This is a genomic window from uncultured Roseobacter sp. (assembly GCF_947501835.1).
Taxonomy (GTDB): domain Bacteria; phylum Pseudomonadota; class Alphaproteobacteria; order Rhodobacterales; family Rhodobacteraceae; genus Roseobacter.
In genome coordinates this window covers 224,958-249,523 of the sequence record NZ_CANMXR010000007.1, presented here as the reverse complement: position 1 = coordinate 249,523, position 24,566 = coordinate 224,958, and the positions used below count along the sequence as shown (strand labels likewise).

The 24,566-nt window shown below is 61.2% G+C and carries 16 protein-coding genes; 2 read left to right on the top strand and 14 right to left on the bottom strand.

The annotated features are described in order from the left end of the window. Position 1 precedes the first annotated feature (1 nt). From Q1A20_RS16040 to xylF, 3 genes are all read right to left on the bottom strand, one after another. Positions 2-748, bottom strand: a complete 747-nt coding sequence (locus Q1A20_RS16040; protein ID WP_299405372.1) for an ATP-binding cassette domain-containing protein — start codon at positions 746-748, stop codon at positions 2-4. Continuing rightward, entirely contained in the window at positions 748-2,037 is a 1,290-nt protein-coding gene (locus tag Q1A20_RS16035; RefSeq protein ID WP_299917630.1) for a sugar ABC transporter permease, read from the bottom strand. Before Q1A20_RS16035 ends, Q1A20_RS16040 begins: the two co-directional genes overlap by 1 nt. Positions 2,038-2,148: 111 nt before the next feature. Continuing rightward, positions 2,149-3,174 carry a D-xylose ABC transporter substrate-binding protein gene (gene xylF, locus Q1A20_RS16030; protein WP_299917628.1) on the bottom strand — a complete coding sequence of 342 codons (1,026 nt, stop codon included), beginning with the start codon at positions 3,172-3,174 and terminating at the stop codon, positions 2,149-2,151. Positions 3,175-3,375: 201 nt separating this feature from the next. On the opposite strand from xylF, the gene Q1A20_RS16025 reads away from it, so the two are divergent. Both Q1A20_RS16025 and Q1A20_RS16020 read left to right on the top strand, forming a co-directional pair. Further along, complete coding sequence (locus Q1A20_RS16025) at positions 3,376-4,635, top strand: ROK family transcriptional regulator (protein ID WP_298970848.1); 1,260 nt, start codon at positions 3,376-3,378, stop codon at positions 4,633-4,635. Continuing rightward, a complete protein-coding gene (locus tag Q1A20_RS16020) occupies positions 4,632-6,104 on the top strand; it encodes a CRTAC1 family protein (protein ID WP_299917625.1) in 1,473 nt (490 codons plus the stop codon). The genes Q1A20_RS16025 and Q1A20_RS16020 overlap by 4 nt, the downstream gene beginning before the upstream one ends. Here Q1A20_RS16020 and Q1A20_RS16015 read toward each other — a convergent pair. The 11 genes from Q1A20_RS16015 to Q1A20_RS15965 form a co-directional block, all read right to left on the bottom strand. Continuing rightward, positions 6,101-7,408, bottom strand: a complete 1,308-nt coding sequence (locus Q1A20_RS16015) for a cytochrome-c peroxidase (RefSeq protein WP_299917622.1) — start codon at positions 7,406-7,408, stop codon at positions 6,101-6,103. The two genes, Q1A20_RS16020 and Q1A20_RS16015, sit on opposite strands and share 4 nt — an antisense overlap. Next, positions 7,408-8,853, bottom strand: coding sequence for a glutamine synthetase family protein (locus tag Q1A20_RS16010; protein WP_299917620.1), 1,446 nt, complete (start codon positions 8,851-8,853; stop codon positions 7,408-7,410). The genes Q1A20_RS16015 and Q1A20_RS16010 overlap by 1 nt, the downstream gene beginning before the upstream one ends. 67 nt (positions 8,854-8,920) lie before the next feature. Further along, positions 8,921-10,243: an aromatic ring-hydroxylating dioxygenase subunit alpha gene (locus Q1A20_RS16005; RefSeq protein ID WP_299405389.1), complete on the bottom strand. Its 1,323-nt coding sequence runs from the start codon at positions 10,241-10,243 to the stop codon at positions 8,921-8,923. 83 nt (positions 10,244-10,326) lie between these two features. After that, entirely contained in the window at positions 10,327-11,958 is a 1,632-nt protein-coding gene (locus tag Q1A20_RS16000; RefSeq protein ID WP_299917617.1) for an alpha-D-glucose phosphate-specific phosphoglucomutase, read from the bottom strand. Positions 11,959-11,969: 11 nt separating this feature from the next. Beyond that, positions 11,970-13,979, bottom strand: a complete 2,010-nt coding sequence (gene malQ, locus Q1A20_RS15995; protein ID WP_299917615.1) for a 4-alpha-glucanotransferase — start codon at positions 13,977-13,979, stop codon at positions 11,970-11,972. Then, the gene (glgX, locus tag Q1A20_RS15990; RefSeq protein WP_299917611.1) at positions 13,976-16,072 is read right to left on the bottom strand and encodes a glycogen debranching protein GlgX; all 2,097 of its coding nucleotides are present in this window, start codon (positions 16,070-16,072) and stop codon (positions 13,976-13,978) included. Before glgX ends, malQ begins: the two co-directional genes overlap by 4 nt. 5 nt (positions 16,073-16,077) lie before the next feature. Continuing rightward, entirely contained in the window at positions 16,078-17,532 is a 1,455-nt protein-coding gene (gene glgA / locus Q1A20_RS15985) for a glycogen synthase GlgA (RefSeq protein ID WP_299917608.1), read from the bottom strand. A 1-nt stretch (position 17,533) separates the two neighbouring features. Then, on the bottom strand, positions 17,534-18,793 hold the full coding sequence (gene glgC, locus Q1A20_RS15980; protein WP_298970822.1) for a glucose-1-phosphate adenylyltransferase: 1,260 nt from the start codon (positions 18,791-18,793) through the stop codon (positions 17,534-17,536). 43 nt (positions 18,794-18,836) lie between these two features. Then, positions 18,837-21,035: a 1,4-alpha-glucan branching protein GlgB gene (glgB, locus tag Q1A20_RS15975; protein ID WP_299917606.1), complete on the bottom strand. Its 2,199-nt coding sequence runs from the start codon at positions 21,033-21,035 to the stop codon at positions 18,837-18,839. Positions 21,036-21,053: 18 nt separating this feature from the next. Further along, positions 21,054-23,477 carry a glycogen/starch/alpha-glucan phosphorylase gene (locus tag Q1A20_RS15970; RefSeq protein ID WP_299405402.1) on the bottom strand — a complete coding sequence of 808 codons (2,424 nt, stop codon included), beginning with the start codon at positions 23,475-23,477 and terminating at the stop codon, positions 21,054-21,056. 91 nt (positions 23,478-23,568) lie between these two features. After that, entirely contained in the window at positions 23,569-24,498 is a 930-nt protein-coding gene (locus tag Q1A20_RS15965) for a carbohydrate kinase (RefSeq protein ID WP_299405405.1), read from the bottom strand. Between the last annotated feature and the right edge of the window lie 68 nt (positions 24,499-24,566).

The window sequence follows — 24,566 nt, the reverse complement described above, 5'->3', positions numbered from 1 at the left end:
CTTAAGCCCCCTGATCCGGTTTCTTGCCCATGATGATCATGCTGAGGATATCATCTTCGGTCACATCCTCTACCCGCTCCGTCCCGATCAACTGGCCGTTTTTCATCACTGACACGCGGTCGCACAATTCCAGCATTTCGCGGGTATCATGGCTGATCAGGAAAATGCCCAATCCCTGTTTTTTCAACTCCTGAATAAGCTCGGCCACCATCTGCGTCTCGTGCACACCGAGGGCCGCGGTGGGTTCGTCCATGATCAGGATCTTGGCGTTGAAATAGACCGCGCGGGCGATGGCCACCGATTGACGCTGACCGCCGGACAAGGCCGATACCGGCTCCTTGAGCTTCTTGAAGTTGGGGTTGAGACGCGCCATGATCTTGCGCGTCTCCGCCTCCATCCGGTCGTCATCCACAAACCCCATCCAATTGGTCAGCTCGCGCCCCAGAAAGAGGTTCGAGGCGGCATCGAGGTTATCGGCCAAGGCCAACGTCTGGTAGATCGTCTCGATATTGTAGCGGCGGGCGTCGCGCGGGCTGGTGATGCTGGCCTTCTGCCCCTCCACGTAAATCTCGCCGCCATCGGCCTTGTAGGCGCCGGAAAGGATCTTGATCAGCGTGGACTTCCCGGCCCCGTTGTGACCCAAGAGGCCCACGACCTCACCGGGGTTCACATGGATCGACACACCGTCAACCGCCCGCACACCGCCAAAACAAATCGAGATGTCGCGCATTTCGCATAAAGGTGCCATCAGCGGCCTCCAGTCTTTTTACGGTAGATCGTGTCGATCAAAACGGCGGCGACCAGAACCGTGCCCACCACGATGTTCTGCAGCGGTGCGTCGACGCCAACCATCGCCATGCCCGATTGCAACGATTGCATGATCAGGGCGCCCAGAATGGCACCGTAGATCGTCCCGATGCCCCCGGCCAGCGCGGTACCCCCGATGACAGCGGCAGCAATGACGCGCAGTTCGTCCAGCGTGCCGATGTCGTTGGAGTGGTTGGTCAGACGGGCCGAGGCCACGACCGCCGAGATGGCGCAGAGCGCCCCCATCAGGGCGAAGACCTTTACCGTCAGCATCCGCGTGTTGATGCCCGAAAGCTCCGCCGCGTCCGGATTGCCACCGGTGGCAAAAATATAGCGGCCAAGTCGTGTGCGCTGTGCAATCAGCGTCATGACCACGGCAACCGCGATGAGCAACAGCACGGAGATCGGCAGGCCATATGAAGCAGTGAAGCCTTCGGGCATGACCTCGCCGCGCGCCTCAAACATGCGTTCCAGCCGCCGGGACGGGATTTCATAAGCGTTGAGAATGGCGATGAAGCCCAGAATGCCCACAGCGATGATGCCGCCGATTGTGGTTTCGGCCCAGGCAGGTTTCACCGGGAAGCCATGTGCGAGTTTGGCGCGGCGCGCGGACCAAAGCGCATAGAGCGCCCAGATGACCGCCAGCACACCAAAGATCCAGCTCCAGGTCTCCCCAAGCGTGCCGTTGATGCCGCCGAATTTCATGAAGGTCGTGTCGAGCGGGCCGATGGTCTGGCCGCTGGTTTGATACCACGCCACGTTGCGCCAGACGAGCAGGCCCCCGAGGGTCACGATAAAGGCCGGGATCGCCAGATAGCCGACCAGCCACCCCTGAAACGCGCCGATGAGCGTGCCCACGGCAAGCCCCGCGATGATCGTGATCCAGGGCGTCAGCGGATGACCTAGGCCCAAACCGAAGAGGTCGGGCAGGTAGCGCGTCTGCAGCATCGCCATGAACGCAGAGCATGTCGCCAGCAGCGCACCCACGGCCAAATCGATGTGGCGCGTCACGATGACGAACACCATGCCGGTTGCCATGATCGCCACGCTCACCGTCTGGATAGTCAGATTGAAAATGTTGCGCGCCGTCAGGAAACGCCCGTCGGTCAACACGTTGAAACAAATACAGATCACCAGAAACGCGCCGATCATGCCTAAAAGCCGGGTATCGACTTCCAGCGCCTGAAAGCCGGTGCGTTTTGCGTTTTGCGGGGCGGGCACATCCGTCATGGAGTTTGCTCCTGCGAAAAAGACAAAAGGACTGGGTTCGCGCTGTAGCGCAAACGCAGATTTGAGATGTGCGGGCCCCTCAGAGGTGAAGGGCCCGCCAGTTTCGGGAGATTAGTTACAAGGTGCCGGGCCGCCGGAGACGCCCTGGCAAAGTGCTTCCTGTGTGATCCAGCCCGCGTCGACAACGGCGGAAAGGTTTGCCGAGGTAACAGGCACAGGTGCCAGGAACCGCGCGGTCATCTTGGTGCCACCGGGGGAGGTCCATTCCTGAGCGTCGCCCACTGCGGTCATTTCGGTGCCACCGGCCAGTTCAACCGCAATCTCGGCTGCGGCTTTGCCCAGCTCACGCGCGTCTTTCCAGACCGATACGGTCTGTGTGCCCTTGGCAACGCGGTTCAGCGCGGCGTGATCGCCGTCCTGACCGGAGACCGGGATGCCTTCCATGCCCTGCGCCGTCAGCGCCGCGACAACGCCACCGGCGGTGCCGTCATTGGAGGCCACAACCGCATCGACCTTGTTGTCATTCGCGGTCAGGATCTGCTCCATGTTGCGCTGCGCATTCGCGGGCAACCAGCCGTCAGTGTAGGCCTCCGCCACGATGTTGATCTTGCCCGCATCGATGGCTTCCTGCAGCACTTCCTGCTGACCGCCCCGCAGGAAATCCGCGTTGGGATCGGTGGGCGAGCCCTTGATCATCACGTAATTGCCTTCAGGCAGGGCATCGAACACGGCACGGGCCTGCATGCGACCCACTTCGACATTGTCGAAGGTCAGATAAAACGCACGCGGGTCTTCGATCAGACGGTCATAGCCGACAACCGGAATGCCCTCGTCTGCCGCCGCTTGCACGGCTGGGCCAATGGCGGCGCTGTCTTGTGCGAGGATGATCAAGGCATCAACGCCCTGCGCGATCAGGCTTTCCACGTCTGACAGCTGCTTGGCCGAGGAGCTTTGCGCGTCAGCGGAAACATATGTGGCACCAGCGGCGTCAAGTGCTGCTTTGATGGCGGCTTCGTCTGTCTTCCACCGCTCTTCCTGGAAGTTCGACCAGCTGACGCCAACCGTCAGGCCTTCCGCCAGTGCTGTTGTGGACAGGGCCGCCGACAAAACGACTCCCATAAGTGCGATCTTCTTCATGATATCCTCCCAAAGGACAGTTCTGTTGACTGTTGATGCCGATAGTTTCTGCGGCACGTTCAAAAGGATTGACTGTTTTAATTCAGCTGTCAAAATAAATTTATGCATATTGAGCCAAAATATCAGGCGAACGCCGATAATTGCGTGGAATTTTTGATTAATTCGACGTTTTTCGATATATTATTTTTGGATACTGAATAAATGAATGTCGAAATTTCCCAATCGGAGAGCGAAGCAAATCCCGCAGGATGCGGACCGATTCGCCCGGAATCGGAGGCGATTGGCAGCAGTTTGCGGCACCGCGTATTTGATTCCGTGCGCTCTGCCGGGCAAATCTCGCGCATTGATCTGGCCAAGCAATTGCGGGTCAGCCCGGCATCAATCACAGCCCTGGTGGGAGAGTTACTGGACCTCGGCCTGCTTCGGGAAAGCAGCGACACCACCCGCATGTCCACCCGGGGCCGCCCGCCCGTCGCACTTTCGGTGCAACCGGATGCCGGTTACGTGGTCGGGATCAAGCTGGCGCGCGCGCAGCATACCGCGCTGCTGGTGGATGCGGCGGGGCGTCCGCTCGCTCAGGCCAGCCTCGCCTGCGCCCAACGCCGTCGCTCTCTGGCACAGACGCTGGAAGAGACCGGTCAGGTTCTGGATGCGCTCCTGAAAGAAGCGGGCCTGGCCCGCGCGGATATCGCCTGCATCGGATTGGGCATGCCCGGCATGATCGATCATGCCACAGGCCAGATGGTCTGGTCGCCGCTGCTGACCGAACGGGACCGCCCCCTGCGACAACTGGCCGAAGATGCCTTTGGCGTGCCGGTCGCCGTCGACAATGACGCCAATCTGGTCACGCTCGCGGAGCTTTGGTTTGGCAAGGGCCGCGCCATGGCCGATTTTGCGGTTGTGACGATCGAACAGGGTGTGGGTATGGGGTTGGTCATCAACCACCGGCTCTACCGTGGCGCGGGATCTTTGGGCATGGAACTGGGCCATACCAAGGTGCAAATGGATGGGGCGCTCTGCCAATGCGGGCAACGCGGCTGTCTGGAGGCTTACATTGCCGACTATGCGCTGGTGCGCGAGGCCTCCACCGCGCTCGATCCATCGCATGTCGATGTCGCCGCCCCCGACGTGATGCTGCAGCAGCTGTATGAACAGGCCAAGGCTGGCAATGAGGCGGCGCGCGTCATTTTCCGCCGTGCTGGGCGTTTTCTGGCACTGGGGTTGGCCAATGTGGTGAACCTCTTTGATCCGCCGCTGATCATTCTGTCGGGCGAGCGGATGCAATATGACTACCTCTACGCCGATGATGTGCTGCGCGAGATGCACGCGCTGGCGCTGAACCGGGATGCCGCGCCACAAAAGGTCGAAACCCACGCCTGGGGCGATCTGATGTGGGCGCATGGCGCCGCGGCCCTGGCCTTATCCGAAATCGCAGATGCCATGGCGGAGGGGCGTGGATGAGGGCGATTGCACTTTGCCTCATGGCGCAGACCGCGCAGGCCGATGTTATTTTTGAGAACCTCTCCACCCATCTGCCCGATCACAGCTACACCGGCGGATGGGAGCATTTCGTGGGCGGTGGCGTCGCCGTCTTTGACTGCAATGGGGACGCCCTGCCCGATATTCTGGCCGCCGGCGGCACGACCCCGGCCAAGCTGATGATCAACCGGGGCGACATGCAGTTTACTTCCACCGCCCTGCCCGTTTTTACCGGCACCACCGGGGCCTATCCGCTGGATGTCGATGGCGATGGCCATCTGGACGTGATGCTCTTGCGGGTCGGGGAAAACCAACTGTTGCGCGGCGATGGCGCTTGCGGGTTCAGCCCGGCCAACGCGCTCTGGGGCTTTGACGGTGGGGATGCCTGGTCCACGGCATTCTCCGCCACATGGGATACGTCTGGGCCTGTTCTGGCGGTCGGAAACTATGTGGACAGAACCGACCCGGAAGGCCCCTTCGAAGCCTGTGATGACAACACCCTGCACCGCTGGACCGGCGACCGTTTCGACGCAGCCCACCTGTCACCGGGATACTGCGCCCTATCGATGCTCTTTGCCCGCGATGCCAGCGGCACCAAACGGCTGCGGATTTCAAACGACCGGCATTACTACGTCAGCGATGGTGCGGAGCAGATGTACGATCTGGGTCTCTCCCGGTTTCTCGGCCCGGAGGATGGGTGGGAAACGGTTCGCCTCTGGGGCATGGGCATCGCCAGCCGCGACATCACGGGCGATGGCCGGGCGGAAGTCATGCTGACCTCCATGGGGGATCAGCTGATGCAAATGGCTGGCGCGGATGGGCGCTATACCCCTGCGCCTTTTGCATTGGGCACCTACGCGCAGCGCCCGCATCTGGGTGACGATGGCCGCCCCTCCACCGGGTGGCACGCGGAATTTGGCGACGTGAACAACGATGGCCGCCCGGATCTGTTCATCGCCAAGGGCAATGTGGATCAGATGCCGGGCCTCTCGATGGAAGATCCCAACACCCTGTTGGTCCAACAAACGGGTGGCAGTTTTGCAGAAAGTTCCATCACGGCGGGGGTTGCCACGGTGGACCGGTCGCGGGGGGCGGCGCTAGCGGATCTGGATGGTGACGGGCGGCTCGATCTCGTAGTGATGAACCGGCGGGCACCCATGGAGCTCTACCGCAACATCACAGCGGATAGCGGCTCCTGGCTGGCCATTGACCTGGCGATGCCCGGTGCAAACACCCGCGCCATTGGCGCCTTGGTCGAGGTCACCACTGGTGATCTCACCCAAACGCAGGAGCGCACCATCGGGGGCGGGCACGCAGGCGGTCAGGCAGGACCTCTTCACTTCGGGCTGGGGGATGCGCGGAGGGCAAGCGTGACCGTCACCTGGCCCGATGGGCGGGTGACCGAGCATCGCGATCTTGAGACCGGTCAGCGCCTGACGCTCACGCCTTAGCGATCAACCGGCAACCCGCTTGGCACCGCATCGGGCACCCCAAGCCTGCCCTTCAACGCTACCGGGTCGCTCAAACTGCTCAGAAAGGCAACCAAAGCGTCAACGTCAGCCCCCGTGAGCGCCACCGGTGCCATCGTGATGGCCGCACGCAGGGCCGCCTGCTCTGCCGGATCATTGATATGCCGCCAATCGTCAACTCCCGGCATCTCCGCCAGCGCAACACGCGCCGGATCAAAGCGCCCCAACGCCGCGGCGGGATCCGCGTGATCGGCGATGAAACGCGCCAGATCCGCATGGCTGCCAGTATGGCCATAGGGGCCGGTGTGCACGACATTGCGCAACGAGGGCGTGCGAAACGCATAGGCATCCTCGGCACGGCCCGTCACTCGCATCCTGCCCGTATCGCGCGCGTGGCTTTCGAACCGCGCGGCTTTGCCCGGCCCGAACTGCGGCACGGCCATTGCGTGAAAGCCGTGATCCGTCTGAAAGACACCGGCGTGACAGATGCTGCAGCCAGCCGCGCCGTAAAAGAGCTCCATCCCACGGCCTGCATCCGCAGGCAGCGTCGCTTGCCCGCGCAGATAAGCGTCAAAAAGGCTGGTGTCGGAACGCCATTCAAAAGCAACAAAAGCGGCGATGGCATCCGATATATCGGTGAAACTCAGGGGATCTGCATCTGGAAAGGCTTCGGCAATCAGCGGCGCGTATCCCGGCGTCCCGGAGACCCGCGTACTGAGCTTTGCCCAGGCGCCCTCTGGCCCGGTGATGCGCCCTTGCCGGACCGCCTGACTGATGTCGTTTTCACTGTAATGCCCGGCCATCTCATCGGCGCTGAGCACGGGAAACATCGTCTGGGCCGAGAGCAGATTGGCAAACCCCTGGGTCATCTCGGCCCCCATCGGCGTGCGCAAGCCACCGGGCTTGGTCGCATCAACCTCGATCCGCCCGTCATGAAACATGACCGTGAATTCATACGCCCCGAGATTGAACAGCGCAGGCGCATTGCGTGGGATGCGTTGTTCGGGCGTGTTTTCGGCCCCCGCGCGCCGTTCCGGCCCTAATCCGACCCCCCCCTCACCGATGGAAAGCGCCACACCATCGGCGGTCGCGAATTTGGGGTGGTGGCAGGTGGCGCAGGAGATGTTGCGGTTCCCCGACAGGATCGGGTCATAAAACAGCATCTGCCCCAGTCGCACCTGCGCCATGTCCAGCGGTGCATAGTCGGCGTCCGTGACAGGCGCGGGCATCTCGGCCCCGGCCGCAGATCCCAAAAGAACCGCCGTTAAGATGTTCAATATCCGCATCAATAAAGCCCGAAATACTCCGCCTGTTCCCAATCCGAGACATGCGCCAGATAACGTTCCCATTCAGTGCGTTTCAGACGCACCAGATAGTCCACAACCCCGTCGCCCAGGGCCGCGCGATAAAACGTGGACGTCTCGAATGCCTCAATGGCAGCGCCCAGAGAGGCAGGCAAGACCTGTGCGGCATCCGCATAGGGGTTTTCCACGGGCGGCGGTGGGGTAAGGCCGCGCGTGATCCCATCAAGCCCGCTGAGGATTTGGCTGGCAAAGGCGTAATAGGGATTGGCCGCCGCCTCGGGCACCCGATTTTCCACCCGCGACGCAGGGTCGCCCGGCGCCATCAGCGCCCGCAGCATCGCACCGCGATTGTCGCGCCCCCAGACCACCCGGTCTGGTGCCAGTTTGAAGGGCTGATAGCGCTTGTACCCATTGACGGTCGGCGTTGTCAGCAGGCAGCTTTCCACCGCGTGGTCGAGCAGCCCCGCGATCCAGCCCGCGGCCTGGGGGCTCAGCGTACCGTCCTGCGCGGGCATCATCACCGAAGCGCCGGTGTCATCCAGCAGCGATTGATGCAGGTGCCAGCCCGAGGCACAACCGTTTTCGACCTTGGGGCGGCTCATGAAGGTGGCGTGCAGCCCGTCTTGAGCGCAGATTTCCTTCACCAGCGTGCGCAGCATGACCAGATGATCCGCATGGGTCATCGGGTCCGCAGGATCAAAGGTGAATTCCAATTGGCTCGGCCCCATCTCGACCTCCATCGAGCGCAGCGGCAGGCCCACCGCCTGTATCATCCGGCGCAGTTTCTCGGCGAAGGGTTCAAGCCGGGCATAGACCGTTTCGGTGAGGAACTGGTAACCGGGCGCGAGATTGCGGGTCTGGGGCGGCGCTGGCGGCATGGTCGCCTCGACATGAGACAGCGCGTCATCGGTGACCGCGAAGACGTGAAATTCCACCTCCAGCCCGACGCGCAGTTGCAACCCGGTTGCGGCCAGTTGTGCGACCGCGCGGCGAAGCACGGTGCGCGGCGCAAAGGGAAGCGGCGCGCCCGACTTCATCACCGCATCACAGAGGATCCAGGCCGATCCCGGCGCATGTGGCAGCACGCGGAACGTCGCCGGATCGGGCACCAGCAGCACGTCGCCTGCGCCCTGAACCGGGCTGTCACCGGACGCGTCCCAGACCGGATAGACGGTGCGATGCGCGGTGTCCTTCAGAAAGAGCGTCGAGGGCGCGGCAATGCCGCTGGAGACAGCAGAGGCAAAGGCGGCGGCGACAATGGTCTTGCCACGCAAGACACCGTGCTGATCGGGAAAAAGGATGCGAATGGTTTCCAGATCGCTGTCCTGCACCTGCGCCAGCAAGGCCTCTGCCGCCGCAATCGCATCGACATCCAGCAGCCCAAGTCGCGCCAATGCCCCATCAGAAATCTTTAGCTTATCGCCCATGTGGTCTCCTGCCCCGATGGGAACCTAGCCGCAGAGACCGCGAGGCGTCACGCGAAAAAACACTGTTTCACCCGATGGTTGCATCCCACTGCCTGCACCCGGCCCGGCGTTCTGCATCACTCGCCGTGAAGGCGGCTTTCCAATCGGAGGTCATGGCGATGGTGTCATTGCTGATCGGCCCCTGCACCGTGGCGGGGTCTGTGCTGTTTCGCATGGGCAAGCTGTCTTCCTCCCCTTTTTCCAGCGCCGCCATTGCTGCGCGCAGCATGCGACGGTAGCGGATGATCGCCACATCGGTTTTACCCAGATGTTCGCGCGTCCGGTCAAAGATCGCGCCCGGGCTTTCCACCGCCCACTGGTCATGCACATTGATGTCCAAGCCCATACCGGTATAGGTCTCGCCCGCCTGTTCGTCCGGGTCGTAGCCGTAGTTGTTGCGCTTGTTCTTCAACGGTGCGTAGTCCGGCAAACGGTGCTCCTTCAGACGCTGATCGCGCATCCTATCCTTGTCCACGGGGCCGTCAAAGCTGGTGAACATCGCATACCAATAGCAGGTTTCATCATCGACCGGCACGTGCCACTGGGTGATGATCATCTCGCGGCTCATGGGGATGGAAATCGCCTGCGGAAAGATCTGATTGGTCACCCGCACATGGGTGCGCCCGTCGTCCAGATGGCGCAGCGCGATCAGGCGCAGACCATATTCCGTCTCCTCGACAGAGATGTCAGGGCGGGGATAGTCGCGCAGCAGTTTCGTCATCGGGATTTCGGTATTCGCGGCCACGTCGCGGAATTGCTTGCCATAGCTGTCGGCCGGGTCCTCGTCCTGCAGGAAACGGTGCAAAAAGGAGGCATGCGCCGGATCAATCCCCACTTCCATCGCCTGCAGCCAATTGCATTCCCACAGGCCCTTGAAGGTAAAGACATGGCTGTCCGGCGCGCGAAAGCAGTCAAACCCCGGCAAGGGCGGTGGTTCACCGGGGCCCATATAGGCAAAGACGATGCCGTTTTTCTCGATCACCGGGTAGCTCTGGTTGCGGATCTGCTCATGCATGGTGGAGCCTTCGGGCTCGCCCGGCTGCTCGACACATTGCCCGGTGCGGTCAAAATGCCAGCCATGAAACGGGCAGCGCAGGCCGTTGTCTTCGAGCCGCCCGTAACATAAGTCAGCGCCCCGGTGTGGACAGGCGCGCGCGATCAGGCCCAGCTCACCCTCGCTGTCGCGAAAAAGCACGAGGTCCTCCCCCAGCAGGCGCACCGGCACCACCGGTCGTTTGACCGCCAACTCATCGCTCAGCGCTGCGGGCTGCCAATACCGACGCATGACCTCTCCGGCAGGCGTACCCGGCCCCGATTGCGTCAAGGCTTGGTTCAATTCCTGGCTGATCATGCTGGGGCTCCGCGACGCAGTGGTAAACTGCGCCAATGCTCTGCGAGCCGCGCGGAGCTGTCAAGGAATTGAAGGCGTTGCGCCTAAGTCTTCACGTCCGGGTCGGTGCGCCCGATCCGTTCCTGCATGTCGGTGATGCTGAGCACCGCAGCCCGCACGGCTTTCAGGGCAACATCTGGCGACAATCCGTGATCCGCCTCCGCCGGGGCATATTGCTCCAGGTAGACCCGCAGCGTTGCCCCTTCCGTCCCGGTGCCGGACAGGCGCAGCACCGCGCGCCCCTCACCCGCAAAGCCGATGCGCAGACCCTGATTGTGGCTGACCGAGCCGTCCACCGGATCGTGATAGGAAAACTCATCCGCCGAGGTGATCGCCAACCCGCCATGGGTCGTGCCCGGCAGCGCCTCCAGTTGATCGCGCACCCCTTGCATCAGCGCATTTGCCGCCGCCACCGGGACCGCCTCGTAATCGTGCCGCGAATAGTAGTTGCGCCCGTAGGTCGCCCAGTGATCGGTCATGATCTCACTCACGGATTGACCACGTTCGGCCAGAATGTTGAGCCACAACAGAACCGCCCAGAGACCATCTTTTTCTCGCACGTGATCAGACCCCGTGCCCGCACTTTCCTCACCGCAGAGTGTCACCTTGCCCGCATCGAGCAGATTGCCGAAGAATTTCCAGCCGGTGGGCGTTTCAAAACAGCCCAGCCCCAGACGTTCGGCCACCTTGTCGCTCGCTGCACTGGTAGGCATGGACCGCGCAACCCCGGCCAGCCCGGCCTTGTAGCCCGGCGCAAGATGGGCGTTTGCCGCCAATACCGCGAGGCTGTCGGAGGGGGTCACATAAGCCCCCCGCCCCACGATCATGTTGCGATCGCCGTCGCCATCGGAGGCCGCGCCAAAGTCAGGCGCTGTGTCTGACATCATCTCATCCATCAGCACCTTGGCCCAGACCGGGTTCGGGTCAGGATGGCCGCCGCCAAAATCCTCGCTCGGCACCGCATTGATGACGGTGCCCGCAGGGGCGCCCAACGCGCCTTCCAGGATCGCTGTCGCATAGGGGCCGGTGACCGCATGCATGGCGTCAAACCGCATGGTGAACCCGCCCGCAAAAAGTGCGCGGATTTTGTCAAAATCAAAGAGCTGCGCCATAAGTGCCTGATAGTCGGTCACCGGATCAATAATCTCGACCTGCATCTCGCCAATCTGGGCGGTGCCGAGGGTCGACAGATCAACATCCTCTGCCTCCAAGATGCGATATTCGGAAATCGTTTGCGTCTGCTCAAACATCGCCTGCGTGATGTTTTCCGGCGCAGGCCCGCCGTTGCTGACGTTGTATTTAACCCCGAAATCCGCGTTGATCCCGCCCGGATTGTGACTGGCCGAAAGCACAAAACCGCCGTCGGTCTTGTTCTGGCGGATCAGGTTGGACACAGCAGGCGTGGACAGCAAACCGCCCTGCCCCACGATGACCTTGGCCGCGCCATTTGCCGCCGCCATCTTCAGCATGGTCTGAATGGCTTCGCGATTGAAAAACCGCCCGTCGCCGCCGATCACAAATGTCTTGCCCTCAGCACCGCCGATGGCGTTGAGCGTGGCCTGCACAAAACACTCCAGATAGCCCGGCTCCATGAAGACGCGGGTTTTCTTGCGCAATCCGGAGGTGCCCGGTTTCTGACCGTCAAAGGGTCCTTTGGAAATGATCTGAATGCTCATGCAACGTCCTTTCAGGTCTTTTGTTTCAGCGTGCCGCGCCCGGCATCTGCCATCATCTTCGCGGTCTCACACAGCCCTGCGTGTGCCGCCATATCTGCAACGGAGACCGGCGATCTGCGCCGCCAGTTTGGATGCTCATCCACGGTGCCGGGCAGGTTTTGCGCCTCAGCCACATCCAGCACATCATCGAGTTGAACCGCGACCAGCGCCGTCGGGCCCCGGGCAAGCGCGCGATGTGCTTGCGTTGCCAGATCGGTGGCCTCAAATGCATTCACTGTCTCGGGTGTCGCACCAACCAGATCGACCTTTTCAAGCGCGCGGCGTTCTTCCGCCTTGGCTTTTTCACCTGCATCGATCCAGCCCAATTGATGCCACCAGCCAATGTCACGCCCTTCCCAGAATCCCCTGAGGGTCGGCGTATCATGGGTCCCGAAACAGGCAAGCGACTGCGGTCTCATTTCATCCGTTTTTCGAAATTTTCCGTCATCGGTTTTTTCATATTGCGCAACGGTGTAGCCATAAATCCCCCTGGCCGCCATGGTCGCGCGGAAACCTGCCGGTACAAGGCCCAGATCTTCGCCGACGATCAACGTCCGGGCCCTTTCCGCCTCAATGGCGATGATCCCCATCAGTGATTGAAAAGGCTGCCGGATGTAGCCGCCCGGCGCACCATTTTCAGGCACCCAATAGCTGCGGTTGAGACCCAGAGCGTGGTCGATCCGCAGCACGCCGCAGTGTTGCATCGCCTGTCGCAGAACCTGTCGCAGCGGGCGGTATTGCTGCGCTTGGAGTTTTGCCGGGGCAAAAGCCGCCAGTTGCCAGGTCTGACCCGCCGGGCTGAGATGATCCGGGGGGGCACCGAGCGAGACCGACTGCGCCAGAACCTCTGCAGCCCCCCAGGCTTCTGCCCCGCCAAGGCGTGACCCCACGGCCAAATCGAGATACAGCCCCAGCGCCATGCCGTTTGATTGGGCGCGGGTGTGGGCCGCCTCCAACTGGCGCGCGGCCAGCCATTGCAGCCAAACGTGGAACTCCGTGTCCACAGTACCCGCAACGGCTTGGGCGAAGGTTGCTGTCTGGACAGTTTTTGGCCAGGAGCGCCAATCAGGACCATGGGTTTCAGACAAGGCTTCAAACAGCGCGTAATCTGCCAGCGCGGCCCCCCCTTCGCGTTTGAACCCCGCCAGATCGCCGTGCACGGTGCCCTCGGCAACACTCTGAAAGGTTTCAAAGGCAGCCCGCAAGGCCGCGCGGTGGGTTTGGGCAAACCCTGCGTAGTCGATCCGCGGGCCGGAGTGTGCGGGCAGAGATGTCGACGCATCGACATGGGGGATTCGGTCCAGCGCGATATGGTTCGTGTTCAAAAACCCGCGGTGGGTCGGCGAGTAGGGGCTGATCGTCGCCACATCCGCCCATCCCAGCGCATGCACCGGGTTGATGCCCAGAAATCCTGCGCCCTTTTCGCCTAAGACCTCGGCCAGCTGCGCGAGATCTTCGAAATCTCCAAGCCCTTGATTTCGCTCGGAGCGCAACCCGTAGAGCGCCGCAACGACGCCCCATGTCTGATCGGCCCCGGCCATGTCCTGCAACGAGGGCACGCGATCCGGCGCCGCGATCAGCGTTGCGGATTGCATGTCTGACCCGCGTTGAACCTGAAGGTCATGCACCCCTGAGGGCAAGGCCGATATTTCAATATCCGATCGGCTTTTCCCTTCGGCGTAGACCTCCGAGGTGCCTTCAAGGATCACCTGCCATGCGACCCCGGACGCACAGGGCACCGTCGTTTGCTTGTGACTGGGCACCACAACGTCCCGCGGCAGGATGCGCGCGGTGTCTTCGGCACGCATCATCTGGAGCGTTTCACGCATTTCGGCAGACGATCCAATGGGCACACCCATGGCCTGCAACAACGCGCGCTGGGTGTCCGGACTTGCAGACCGGAAAATGCCATCCAGATCCTTGAATTCTGCAACGAGCCCGCAGTGATCCGCCAGATCAGACAGGATTTGATCTGCGTTCATGCGGCGTTCCCGGCGGGGCCTGGCACCAGAGCGACGACAGAGGGGCCGCGCACTGTGATGGTCCATGCATCAACCGGTGCCTGGCGCGCGTGACTTCCGGAGGTATCCAGTCCAACACACCATTGCGTGCCCTTGGCGCAGGCAGGTATCTGTACCTCGGCAGAGGTGTCGGCGCGGTTGAAAATGACAAAGACGGCGTCGTCATGATCCATTGCTGCAGGCGCTTCAGCAGAAGCGCGTAACATCAGGCAAAGGCTGGATAAACCCGGATCGCGCCAATTGAGGGGATGCCCCTGGAAGTCCATCCATTCCACATCCGGCTGACCGTCCGCAGCGCGCAGCGCCGCATGTAAAAACCGTGATTGTCTGAGCACCGGATGCGCACGGCGCAACGCGGAAAGCTCGGCAACAAACGCCGTCATCTCTACATCTGCCTCTGCCCAGTCCAGCCAGGCAATCTCATTGTCCTGACAATAGGCGTTGTTGTTGCCGTCCTGCGTGTTCCCGATCTCATCCCCGGCCAGGATCATCGGCGTACCCTGCGACAGGAACAGCGTGGCCAGCATGTTGCGCTGACGACGCTGGCGCAGGGCGGTCACGGCGGGGTCATCGCTGGGCCCTTCCACACCGCAGTTGTCGGAGTGATTGGCGTTGTGCCCGTCCTGATTGCCTTCCTTGTTGGCCTCGTTATGGCGTTTTGAGTATTGGGTGATATCCGCAAGGGTAAAGCCATCATGGGCCGCCAGAAAATTCACCGAAGACCACGCCCGCCGGCCCCCGCGGTCGAACTCTCCCGCCGATCCCAGCAGCCGCGCCCCCAGTTCCTGCGCGCTATGCGCATCCCCTTTCCAGAACCGCCGCACGGTATCGCGGTAGGCATCATTCCATTCACCGAATTTGGGGGGAAACTGCCCAAGGCGGTAGCCGCCCGGTCCAATATCCCAAGGTTCCGCAATCATCTTGATGCCCGCGAGAGTCGGATCCTGACGCAGCGCGTCGAGAAAACCGCCGTGCACGTCAAACCCGTCGTCCTCGCGCGCCAGCGTCGTTGCGAGATCGAAGCGGAACCCATCGACCCCCATGCATTCCACCCAGAAACGCAGAGAATCCATCACCGTGCGCAGCACATAGGGATTGGCCACATTGACCGTATTGCCGGTGCCGGTGTCGTTCACGTAATAGCGCGGCTGGCCATTGATCAGCCGGTAGTAAGAGGCGTTGTCCAGCCCGCGAAAGCAGATCGTCGGCCCCCGATGATCGCCCTCCGCAGTGTGGTTGTAAACCACATCAAGGATCACCTCGATCCCCGCGTCGTGAAAGCGCTGCACCATGTTGCGAAAGCCCATGATCCCTTCGGGGCCAAAGTATCGCGGCTCCGGTGCGAAAAACCCGATTGTGTTGTAACCCCAATAGTTTGTCAGACCTTTCTCAAGTAGAAAGCCATCATTGACAAAAGCATGAACCGGCAGCAGTTCAATGGCCGTCACGTCCAGCTTGTGCAGGTGATCGATCAGCGCATCCGAGGCCAGACCCTCATAGGTGCCGCGCAGGTTTTCCGCGACATCCGGGTGCAATTGTGTCGCCCCTTTCACATGCGCCTCATAGATCAGCGTGTCTTCCCATGCGTGGCCCAGATGGGACGTCATCGCCTCAAAGAGCTTTGGATCGGAAACCACTGACTTCGGCACGAACCGTGCGGAATCGCGACCGTCAAAGGACAGATCCCCGGCGCTGGAGCGCACGTCATATCCCAAGAGGGCCGGGTCGTCGATCCACCGTCCGCGCAGCTCGCGGGTATAGGGGTCCAGCAACAGCTTGTTGGCATTGAACCGGTGCCCGTGCTCGGGCGCATAGGCCCCGTGGGCGCGGTATCCATAGAGCGTTCCCGCGGGCAGCCCCGCGACGTGCCCGTGCCAGATATCACCGGTCCGTTCGGGCAAGGGCAATCGCTGTGTCTCCCGCCCGCCATCCGCAGAGAACAGGCACAGTTCGATCTTGGTGGCATGGGCGGAGAACACGGCGAAGCTTACACCGTCACCATCGACATGCGCCCCCAACCGGAACGGGGTACCAGAGGTGATTTGATATCCCATGCGGCTCAATCCTGCGGTGGTTGCACGCTTGTGAGGCCCCGATAGATGTCTTTGTAGGCCTGCGCAGAGACGTCCCAGCCCACGGGATGGCGCATCGCCCGGCGCATCATCCCTGCCCAGACGGCGGGTTGATCGAAAAGATCACATGTTCTCAGGATTGCCTGTTCCATCGCGGCCGTGGTCACCGGGGCAAATTGCACGCCGGTTGCACATTTGGTGGTCAGCGCAGCCTCATTCGCGTCGATCACGGTATCGGCCAGCCCGCCGGTGCGCGCAACCACCGGGATCGTGCCATAGCGCAACCCATAAAGCTGTGTGAGCCCACAGGGTTCAAACCGCGACGGGATCAGAATGGCATCACTGCCCCCCTGGATCAGGTGCGACAGCGGCTCATCATAGCCGATGATCACACCGACAGAACCGCTATGGGCCTGTGCTGCTGCCACGAACCCGTCTTCCAGCGCCTTGTCGCCGCTGCCCAACACGGCGAGCCTGGCGCCCCGCGCCACCAGCGCAGGCAGCGCCTGCAACAGCAGGTCCAGCCCCTTTTGCGTCGTCAACCTGCTGACAACGCAGAAAAGCGGCCCCGCGCCGTCCTCATTAAGCCCGAACCGTTTCATCACCTCCGCCCGGTTTGCGGATTTGCGTTTCAGCGTGCGTGCGCTGTAGGGCGCGACCAAGGCATCGTCGTCTTCGGGGTTCCAGACATCCAGATCGATGCCGTTCAGAATGCCAAAAAGATCCGAGGCCCGTGCGCGCAGCAGCCCCTCAAGCCCCATACCAAACTCCGGCAGCATCAGTTCGCGCGCATAGGTCGGGCTGACCGTGGTGATTTTACTGGCATAGGCGATACCCGCTTTCAAGAACCCAATGCGCCCGAAATATTCCATACCATCCGGCGTATAAAGCGCGGATGACAGCCCAAGCGCGGTCATCAAAGAGGGATCGAACAGGCCCTGAAACGCGATGTTGTGAATGGTCAGCACACAAGGCGGGGTTGGCGCGGGATGCTGATGCAGGTAGGCGGGTACCAGACCGGCCTGCCAGTCATGAGCGTGAACAACATCCGGTATCCAGCCCTCGACGCCCTGCCGGGCCACCTCCGCCGCGACGTAGGATAACGCCCCGAAGCGTTGTGCGTTGTCCGGCCAATCCTGCCCGTCCGCGCCCAGATAAATACTGCCGGGCCGGTCAAAGAGATGGGGCGCATCCAGCAGCAAAAGATCGATGCCCTCTGCCTCACAAGCGATCAGGCGCGCCGGTCCGCCGTGTAGCTCCGCTGTTTCCCAGACAGATTGCCCCTGCGCCACCAGATCGCCAAGCGCGGGATAGGCCGGCAGCATCACCCGCGCCGCAACGCCCAGCGGCGCCAATGCTTTGGGCACGGCCCCAATCACATCAGCCAGCCCGCCCGTTTTGATGAAAGGGGCGCATTCAGAGGCAACAAAGAGAATTTTCACGTCAGGGGTCCAGTTTGTCGATCATCGGTTGCGTAATAAGACAAATGCCGTTTTCGGTGCGGCGGAACCGTCGGGCGTCCTCTGCAGCGTCCTCGCCCACCACCAGGCCCTGGGGAATAACCACGCCCCTGTCGATCACCACATTGGTAAGCCGCGCCTTGCGGTTGATCTCGACATAAGGCAGGGCGACCACCCCGTTCAGTTGTGAAAACGAATGGGTTCTGACCCCGGTAAAGAGCAAACACTGGTCCAGGCTGGAGCCGGAGATGATGCACCCGCCCGAGACCATGGACGAGACCGCATGGCCGCGCCTGCCCTCTTCGTTGTGGATGAATTTCGCCGGGGCGGTCAGTTCTGAATAGGTCCAGATCGGCCATTCGTTGTCGTAAAGGTCAAGTTCGGGTTTGAAATCCGTCAGATCGATATTCGCCTGCCAGAACGCATCAACCGTCCCCACATCACGCCAATAGGCTTTCTCCTCGATGCCCGACCGCACACAGGACCGGCTGAACGGATGCGCGATGGCCTTGCCGTCCCGCACAATCTGCGGGATGACATCGCCGCCGAAATCGTGATTGTATCCTTCGCTGCCCGCGCATTCATCCAGCAGTTTGAACAGGTAGTCCGTGGCGAACACATAGATACCCATGCTGGCCAATGCGTGGTTTGGATGGCCCGGCATCGCAGGGGGATCGCTAGGTTTTTCGACAAAATCAAGGATGCGGTCTTCGGTATCGACCTTCATCACGCCAAAACCCGTCGCCTCCATGCGCGGCACCTCAATGCAGCCCACGGTCACATCTGCCCCGCTTTCGACGTGGTGGCGGATCATCTGCGCGTAATCCTGTTTGTAGATGTGATCGCCCGCAAGGATGATGATGTATTTGGGCCCGTATCCTTCGATGATGTCACGGTTTTGCGCAACCGCATCTGCTGTGCCTTTATACCAGTTTTCATTGTCCATCTGCTGCGAGGCTGGCAGGATATCCAGCGATTCATTGCGTTCCGCGCGGAAGAAACTCCACCCCCGTTGCAGATGGCGGATCAGCGAATGCGCCTTGTATTGTGTGGCCACGCCAATGCGCCGAATACCCGAATTCACCGCGTTGGAGAGAGGGAAGTCGATGATCCGGCTCTTGCCCCCGAAATACATTGCCGGTTTGGCGCGTCTGTCCGTCAGATCGTAAAGCCTGCTGCCCCGACCGCCGGCCAAAACGAAGGCCATGGTTTGCTGCGCGAGCCGCTGCGTTTCTCTGTCCATCTATCTTCCTCCCCAAAAGATCTGTTGAATTAAAATTGAAACACTAGTCCCGCTCCAACTCGAAAAAGAGTGTCGTCAAAGGCGGCAGCGTGATCTTGATCGACTGCGCCCTCCCTGAGGCTGCGATCTGTTCGCTATGCACGCCGCCCATATTCCCTCGGCCATCGCCCCCGTAAAACTCCGAATTCGTATTCAAACGCTCACCCCAGTGCCCTTGTTCCGGCACACCGACGCGGCGCTCCGCCCGCTCAACGGGCGTGAAATTTGACACCACAAGGATCGGCGGCGCACCGTCGGTCCCATGGCGCACCCAGGCCAGTACGGATTCGTCACCGTTGTTTTCCTCAACCCATTCAAATCCTTCGGGTCTCGTGTCCTGCGCATAGAGCGCAGGGCGTTCACGGTAGAGCATGTTGAGGTCGCGGATCAGGGTCTGGATGCCTTTGTGCAGATCAATATCCAGAAGATGCCAGTCGAGGCTGCTGTCGTGGTTCCATTCGGCACCTTGTGCAAATTCACAGCCCATGAAGATGAGCTTCTTGCCCGGGTGTCCCCACATGAACCCATAATAGGCCCGAAGGTTGGCAAATTTATCCGCGCCCTCGCCCGGCATCTTGTCCAGCAGCGAGCCTTTTCCGTGCACTACTTCGTCGTGGCTGAGCGGCAGAATGAAGTTTTCTGAAAAGGCGTAGTGCAAGCCGAAGGTCATCTTGGAATGATGGTATTTGCGGTGGATCGGGTCCTCGGCCATGTAGCTGAGCGTGTCGTTCATCCAGCCCATGTTCCACTTGAACCCAAACCCCAGACCGCCCGCATCCGTGGGCGCGCTCACGCCCGGAAAGGCAGTGGATTCCTCGGCCACGGTCATGATGCCATCAACCTCGCCGTAAGCGGTGGTGTTCATGGTCTGCAAAAACGCGATGGCCTCCAGGTTCTCCCGCCCGCCGTCCTTGTTGGGGATCCACTCGCCATCCTTGCGGCTGTAGTCGCGGTAGAGCATCGAGGCCACCGCATCGACGCGCAGCCCGTCCACGTGATGCTCCTGCAGCCAGTAAAGAGCGTTGGCGATCAGATAGTTGGAGACCTCCGCGCGCCCGTAGTTGAACACCATCGTGTTCCAGTCGGGATGAAAGCCCTCCTTGGGGTCCGCGTGCTCATAAAGGGCTGTGCCATCGAATTTCGCCAGCCCATGCGCGTCCTCAGGGAAATGCCCGGGCACCCAATCGAGGATCACGCCGATGTCGGCGGTATGTGCCGCCTCGATGAAGGCGCGGAACTCCTCGGGTGTGCCGTGCCGGATCGTGGGGGCAAAAAGACCAACCGGCTGGTAGCCCCAGGACCCATCGAAGGGGAATTCGGAAATGGGCATCAGCTCGATATGAGTGAAGCCCATCTCCTTCACGTAAGAGATCAACTGTTCGGCGTGTTCAAGGTAACTGAGTGGTCGGTTCCCCTCTTCCGGCACGCGCCGCCAGGAGCCCAGATGCACCTCGTAGATGGAAATCGGTTGATCAAAGCGCTGTGTGGCGGCGCGTTTGCTCATCCATCCCCTGTCGGCCCAACTATGGCCAGAGAGCTTGCGCACCACCGATCCGGTGCGCGGCGGATGCTCTGACCCGAACCCAACCGGATCCGCCTTTTGCGGCAAAAGATGCCGATTGCTGTCCAAAATCTCGAATTTATAAACGTCGCCTGCGCCGATGGCGGGCACGAAAATCTCCCAGACACCGGTCTGACCCCGCCGACGCAACAGATGGCGCCGCCCGTCCCAGGTGTTGAAATCGCCAACAATCGACACGCGCGACGCATTGGGCGCCCAGACCGCGAAATGCGTACCCTGGACACCTTCATGTTGCATCACATGCGCGCCCAGCACGTGCCAGAGTTGCCGGTGTGTGCCCTCCCCGATCAGATACTCATCCCATTCGCCCATGACTGGACCAAAGCGATACGGATCGTCTGCGGTCCAGTGATGCCCGTCCTGCGTGACGCTAAGGTGGTAGGCGAACCGCTTCTTACGCCGCGCCGCGATCCCTTCGAACAGGCCCTCCGCCCCGTCAACCGGGCTCAGCGCGGCAATCTTGCGGCCGGTTTTCGGATCTATCGCCTCAACGCTTTGCGCACCGGGCACAAAGGCGCGCACCACAAGCTTGCCCGCCACCTCGTGAAGCCCCAGCACCGCGAACGGATCCCCGTGACAGCCTGCAACGATATCCTGTGCGTCCTGCGGTGTAAGTGCCACGCGGGTCTCCCTTTTTTGCTACGCCACGTCTTGGCGCGACCGTCTTGACCCAATCATGCTGGGGGTTTTCCAGATGTCGCGGGCATAGCCGCTGATCGTCCGATCGGATGAGAACCATCCCACACGTGCGGTGTTGAGCGCGGCCATACGCGTCCACGCGGCCTGGTCCGCAAATGCGGTATCCACCATGCGCTGGGTGTCGAAGTAACTGTCGAAATCGCAGGTCACGAGGAAATAATCGTGGTTCATCAGCCCCTGCACCAACCCGCTGTAGCGCGCTGGATCGCTGCGGCAAAACGCGCCGCTCTCGATCTGTTTCAACACGCGCGCGAGGCGTGGGCTGGCCTCGACAGCGCGGCGCGCATATTCCGGTTCGGCACGGCGGGCGGTCACTTCTGCCGCTGTCAGCCCGAAGAGGAAGAAATTATCGGCGCCAACGCAGTCGCGAATTTCGACGTTCGCCCCATCCAGGGTGCCAATGGTTGGCGCTCCATTCAGCGCAAACTTCATGTTGCCGGTGCCGGAGGCTTCCTTGCCCGCCGTTGAGATTTGCTCGGACAGATCCGTGGCCGGGATCAGGATTTCGGCCATCGAGACATTGTAATTCTCCGGATAGACGATCTGGAGATAATCGCGGGTAACCGGATCGGCATTGATGGTTTTGGCAACGTCGTTGATCAGATGGATGATCTCCTTGGCCACCACATATCCAGGGGCCGCTTTGCCGCCAAAGATCTTGACCCGCGGCGTCCAATTGCCGTTCGGATTGTCGCGAATGTCATTCCAGAGCGCGACTGTCTCCAGCAGGTTCATCAACTGGCGCTTGTATTCGTGGATGCGCTTGATCTGCACGTCGAACATCGCAGAGGGGTCCAGATCGACACCATCGCGCGCCTTCAACCAATTGGACAGGCGGGCCTTATTGGCATCCTTGGCCGCTTGAAACTGCTCAAGAAACGCCGCATCGCTCGCATGGGCGCTCAGCGCATCGAGCTGCTGCAAATCATCCGGCCAGCTTGTGCCGATGGTTTCGTTGATCAGATTGCGAAGCGGCGGGTTGCAGGAATAAAGCCAGCGCCGCGGCGTGATGCCATTGGTCTGGTTGATGATCCGGCCCGGGTAGTCGCGGTGCAGATCGGCAAAGACGGTTTCCTTGACCAAGTCGGAATGCAGCGCCGAGACGCCGTTGACGTGATGCGCCATGACGAAAGCCAATTCCCCCATCTTGACCTCACTATGTTCCAGAATGCGCACGTCACTGCCCGTCGACGCCAGATGCGCCGCTTCGATCAGTTGGATGATCCGGTGATGGCGCGGCAGCACGCGGATGAACAGGTCCTCAGGCCAGCGCTCCAGCGCTTCGGGCAAAAGCGTGTGGTTGGTATAGGCAAGACACCCGCGCGCGGTCGAGATCGCCTGTGACACCTCAAACCCGTGTTCATCGATCAGCAGGCGCACCAGTTCCGGCCCGGCAATCGCCGGGTGCGTGTCGTTCAACTGAATGGCGACGTAGTCAGGCAGGTCCCGCAGATCGCCGTCTTCGCTCAGGAAGCGGCGCAGCAGGTCCTGAATGGAGGCGGAAGTGAAGAAATACTCCTGCTTGAGCCGCAGTTCCTTGCCGGTGTCGGTGGTATCATCGGGGTAGAGCACGCGGCTGATCGTACGCGCCAGCGCCTCTGGTGCGCTCGCGCCCATGTAGTCGCCGCGGTTGAAGCTCTCCAGATCAAAGGCGGTGGTGGGTTTTGCCGCCCAAAGACGCAGCGTGTTGGCCCATTGGGCCTGCCAACCGATCACCGGGGTATCGTAGGCGGAGGCCATGACCGTCTCCCCCGGATGCCAGACGGTCTTGCCGTCTTCCTCGGCGACATGACCGCCAAAATCGATGGGATAGCTGACTTCCGGGCGCTCGAATTCCCAGGCGTGACGCTGCGCGAGCCACGTCTCCGCCGTTTCCATCTGCGCGCCGTCTTCGAAATGCTGCTCAAAGAGGCCGTGCTCATACCGGATGCCATAGCCATAGGCGGGAATGCCCAGGGTCGAGAGCGAATCCATGAAGCAGGCCGCCAACCGGCCCAAACCACCATTGCCCAGGGCCGCATCCGGCTCATTGGCGACAACAGTGCCATAGTCCTGCCCCAGCGCGGCCAACGCCTCTTCGGCGATTGCATCCAGCCCCAGATTGATCGCAACATCTTCGATCAACCGCCCGATCAGGAATTCCATCGACAGGTAATACACCCGCTTGCCGCGCGCCTCATAGGTCTTGCGCGTGCTGTCGAACCACGGATCAACCACCCGGTCCCGCAGGGCCAGCGACAATGACATGCGCCAATCATAGAGCGAGGCGTGGCTGTCATCCTTGCCCAGCGAATGTTTGAGGTGGCGCAGGATGTCCGCGCTGAAATCTTGGGCGGAAACAGGGGGGATGCTCGGTGCGGGCATTGGATCTCTTTACTTTGATACGTCGGGTTACGGATGCCCAGGATTGGGTCTGGATCAGGCTATCAGGTTTTCAGGGCGGGCAAAAACCCGTTTATGGTATTTCATGCGCCCAGGGAGGATTGGCACCGGCCCGGGATACCGTGACAGCGGCGACTTTGACCCCATGGCGGAGCGCGTTGTGCAAGGTATCTGCGTCGATATCGGCCAGACGCGATTTTGTCAGCAAACCGTTTTCGGCGAGTTTTGCCAAAACGCCGGCGTTGAAGGTGTCTCCCGCACCGACGGTGTCGACGATGCTGACCCGCTCGGCGGGGACTTCGACGGCTGCGCCGTCTTTGAGGAAGGCCTGCGCACCATCAGCGCCGCGTGTCACGATCACCACTCGCGGACCCTGCGCGCACAGGTTACGGGCCTCGCTTTCAAGCCCACCTGTGCCAGGAACAATCCAATCGAGATCTTCATCCGACACTTTCACGATATCCGCGACCGCAATCATCCGATCCAGGCGATCACGATATCTGGTCTCATCTTTGATGAATGCGGCTCTGATGTTGGGGTCCATGACAATCAGGCGGGCGGCGGCCTCGCGCAGCGCCAGCGCCGCGTAGAAATCGGCACAGGGCTCACTGATTAGGCTGATCCCACCGAAATAAAGCGCTTGTGCCGCGTCCGGCAAATCGGGCATCAGCTCCGGCGTCAGGCTACGCCCCGCCGTGTTTTCATCATAGAACGTATAGCTGGCCTGCCCGTCCTTTAGCTGCACAAAGGCCAATGTCGTCGGCAGATCGGACTGGATCGCCAGGCTGCAATCCACATTGCTATCCTCAAGGGATTTCGCCAATTGAGCGCCAAAGAGATCTCGCGAGAGACCAGTGATGAACCCGGTCTTGCAACCGAGCCGTCCCAACGCAATCGCGGTATTGAAAACGGCACCGCCCGAATGCGGCACAAAGCTCGTCTCATTCTGATCGGAGACCTTTGGGATCATGTCGATCAATGCTTCTCCGCAACACAAAATCATCTTCAGCCTCCGGGGTAAGACGCTTGTTTTGGGCCGCGCCACCCTGTTGCGTTACCGCTACCATAGCC

What these genes read in the sequence shown, in the direction of transcription:
- Q1A20_RS16040 (WP_299405372.1), bottom strand. Translation starts at nt 748, where the DNA reads ATGGCACCTTTATGCGAAATGCGCGACATCTCGATTTGTTTTGGCGGT.
- Q1A20_RS16035 (WP_299917630.1), bottom strand. Translation starts at nt 2,037, where the DNA reads ATGACGGATGTGCCCGCCCCGCAAAACGCAAAACGCACCGGCTTTCAG.
- xylF (WP_299917628.1), bottom strand. Translation starts at nt 3,174, where the DNA reads ATGAAGAAGATCGCACTTATGGGAGTCGTTTTGTCGGCGGCCCTGTCC.
- Q1A20_RS16025 (WP_298970848.1), top strand. Translation starts at nt 3,376, where the DNA reads ATGAATGTCGAAATTTCCCAATCGGAGAGCGAAGCAAATCCCGCAGGA.
- Q1A20_RS16020 (WP_299917625.1), top strand. Translation starts at nt 4,632, where the DNA reads ATGAGGGCGATTGCACTTTGCCTCATGGCGCAGACCGCGCAGGCCGAT.
- Q1A20_RS16015 (WP_299917622.1), bottom strand. Translation starts at nt 7,408, where the DNA reads ATGCGGATATTGAACATCTTAACGGCGGTTCTTTTGGGATCTGCGGCC.
- Q1A20_RS16010 (WP_299917620.1), bottom strand. Translation starts at nt 8,853, where the DNA reads ATGGGCGATAAGCTAAAGATTTCTGATGGGGCATTGGCGCGACTTGGG.
- Q1A20_RS16005 (WP_299405389.1), bottom strand. Translation starts at nt 10,243, where the DNA reads ATGATCAGCCAGGAATTGAACCAAGCCTTGACGCAATCGGGGCCGGGT.
- Q1A20_RS16000 (WP_299917617.1), bottom strand. Translation starts at nt 11,958, where the DNA reads ATGAGCATTCAGATCATTTCCAAAGGACCCTTTGACGGTCAGAAACCG.
- malQ (WP_299917615.1), bottom strand. Translation starts at nt 13,979, where the DNA reads ATGAACGCAGATCAAATCCTGTCTGATCTGGCGGATCACTGCGGGCTC.
- glgX (WP_299917611.1), bottom strand. Translation starts at nt 16,072, where the DNA reads ATGGGATATCAAATCACCTCTGGTACCCCGTTCCGGTTGGGGGCGCAT.
- glgC (WP_298970822.1), bottom strand. Translation starts at nt 18,793, where the DNA reads ATGGACAGAGAAACGCAGCGGCTCGCGCAGCAAACCATGGCCTTCGTT.
- Q1A20_RS15970 (WP_299405402.1), bottom strand. Translation starts at nt 23,477, where the DNA reads ATGCCCGCACCGAGCATCCCCCCTGTTTCCGCCCAAGATTTCAGCGCG.
- Q1A20_RS15965 (WP_299405405.1), bottom strand. Translation starts at nt 24,498, where the DNA reads ATGATTTTGTGTTGCGGAGAAGCATTGATCGACATGATCCCAAAGGTC.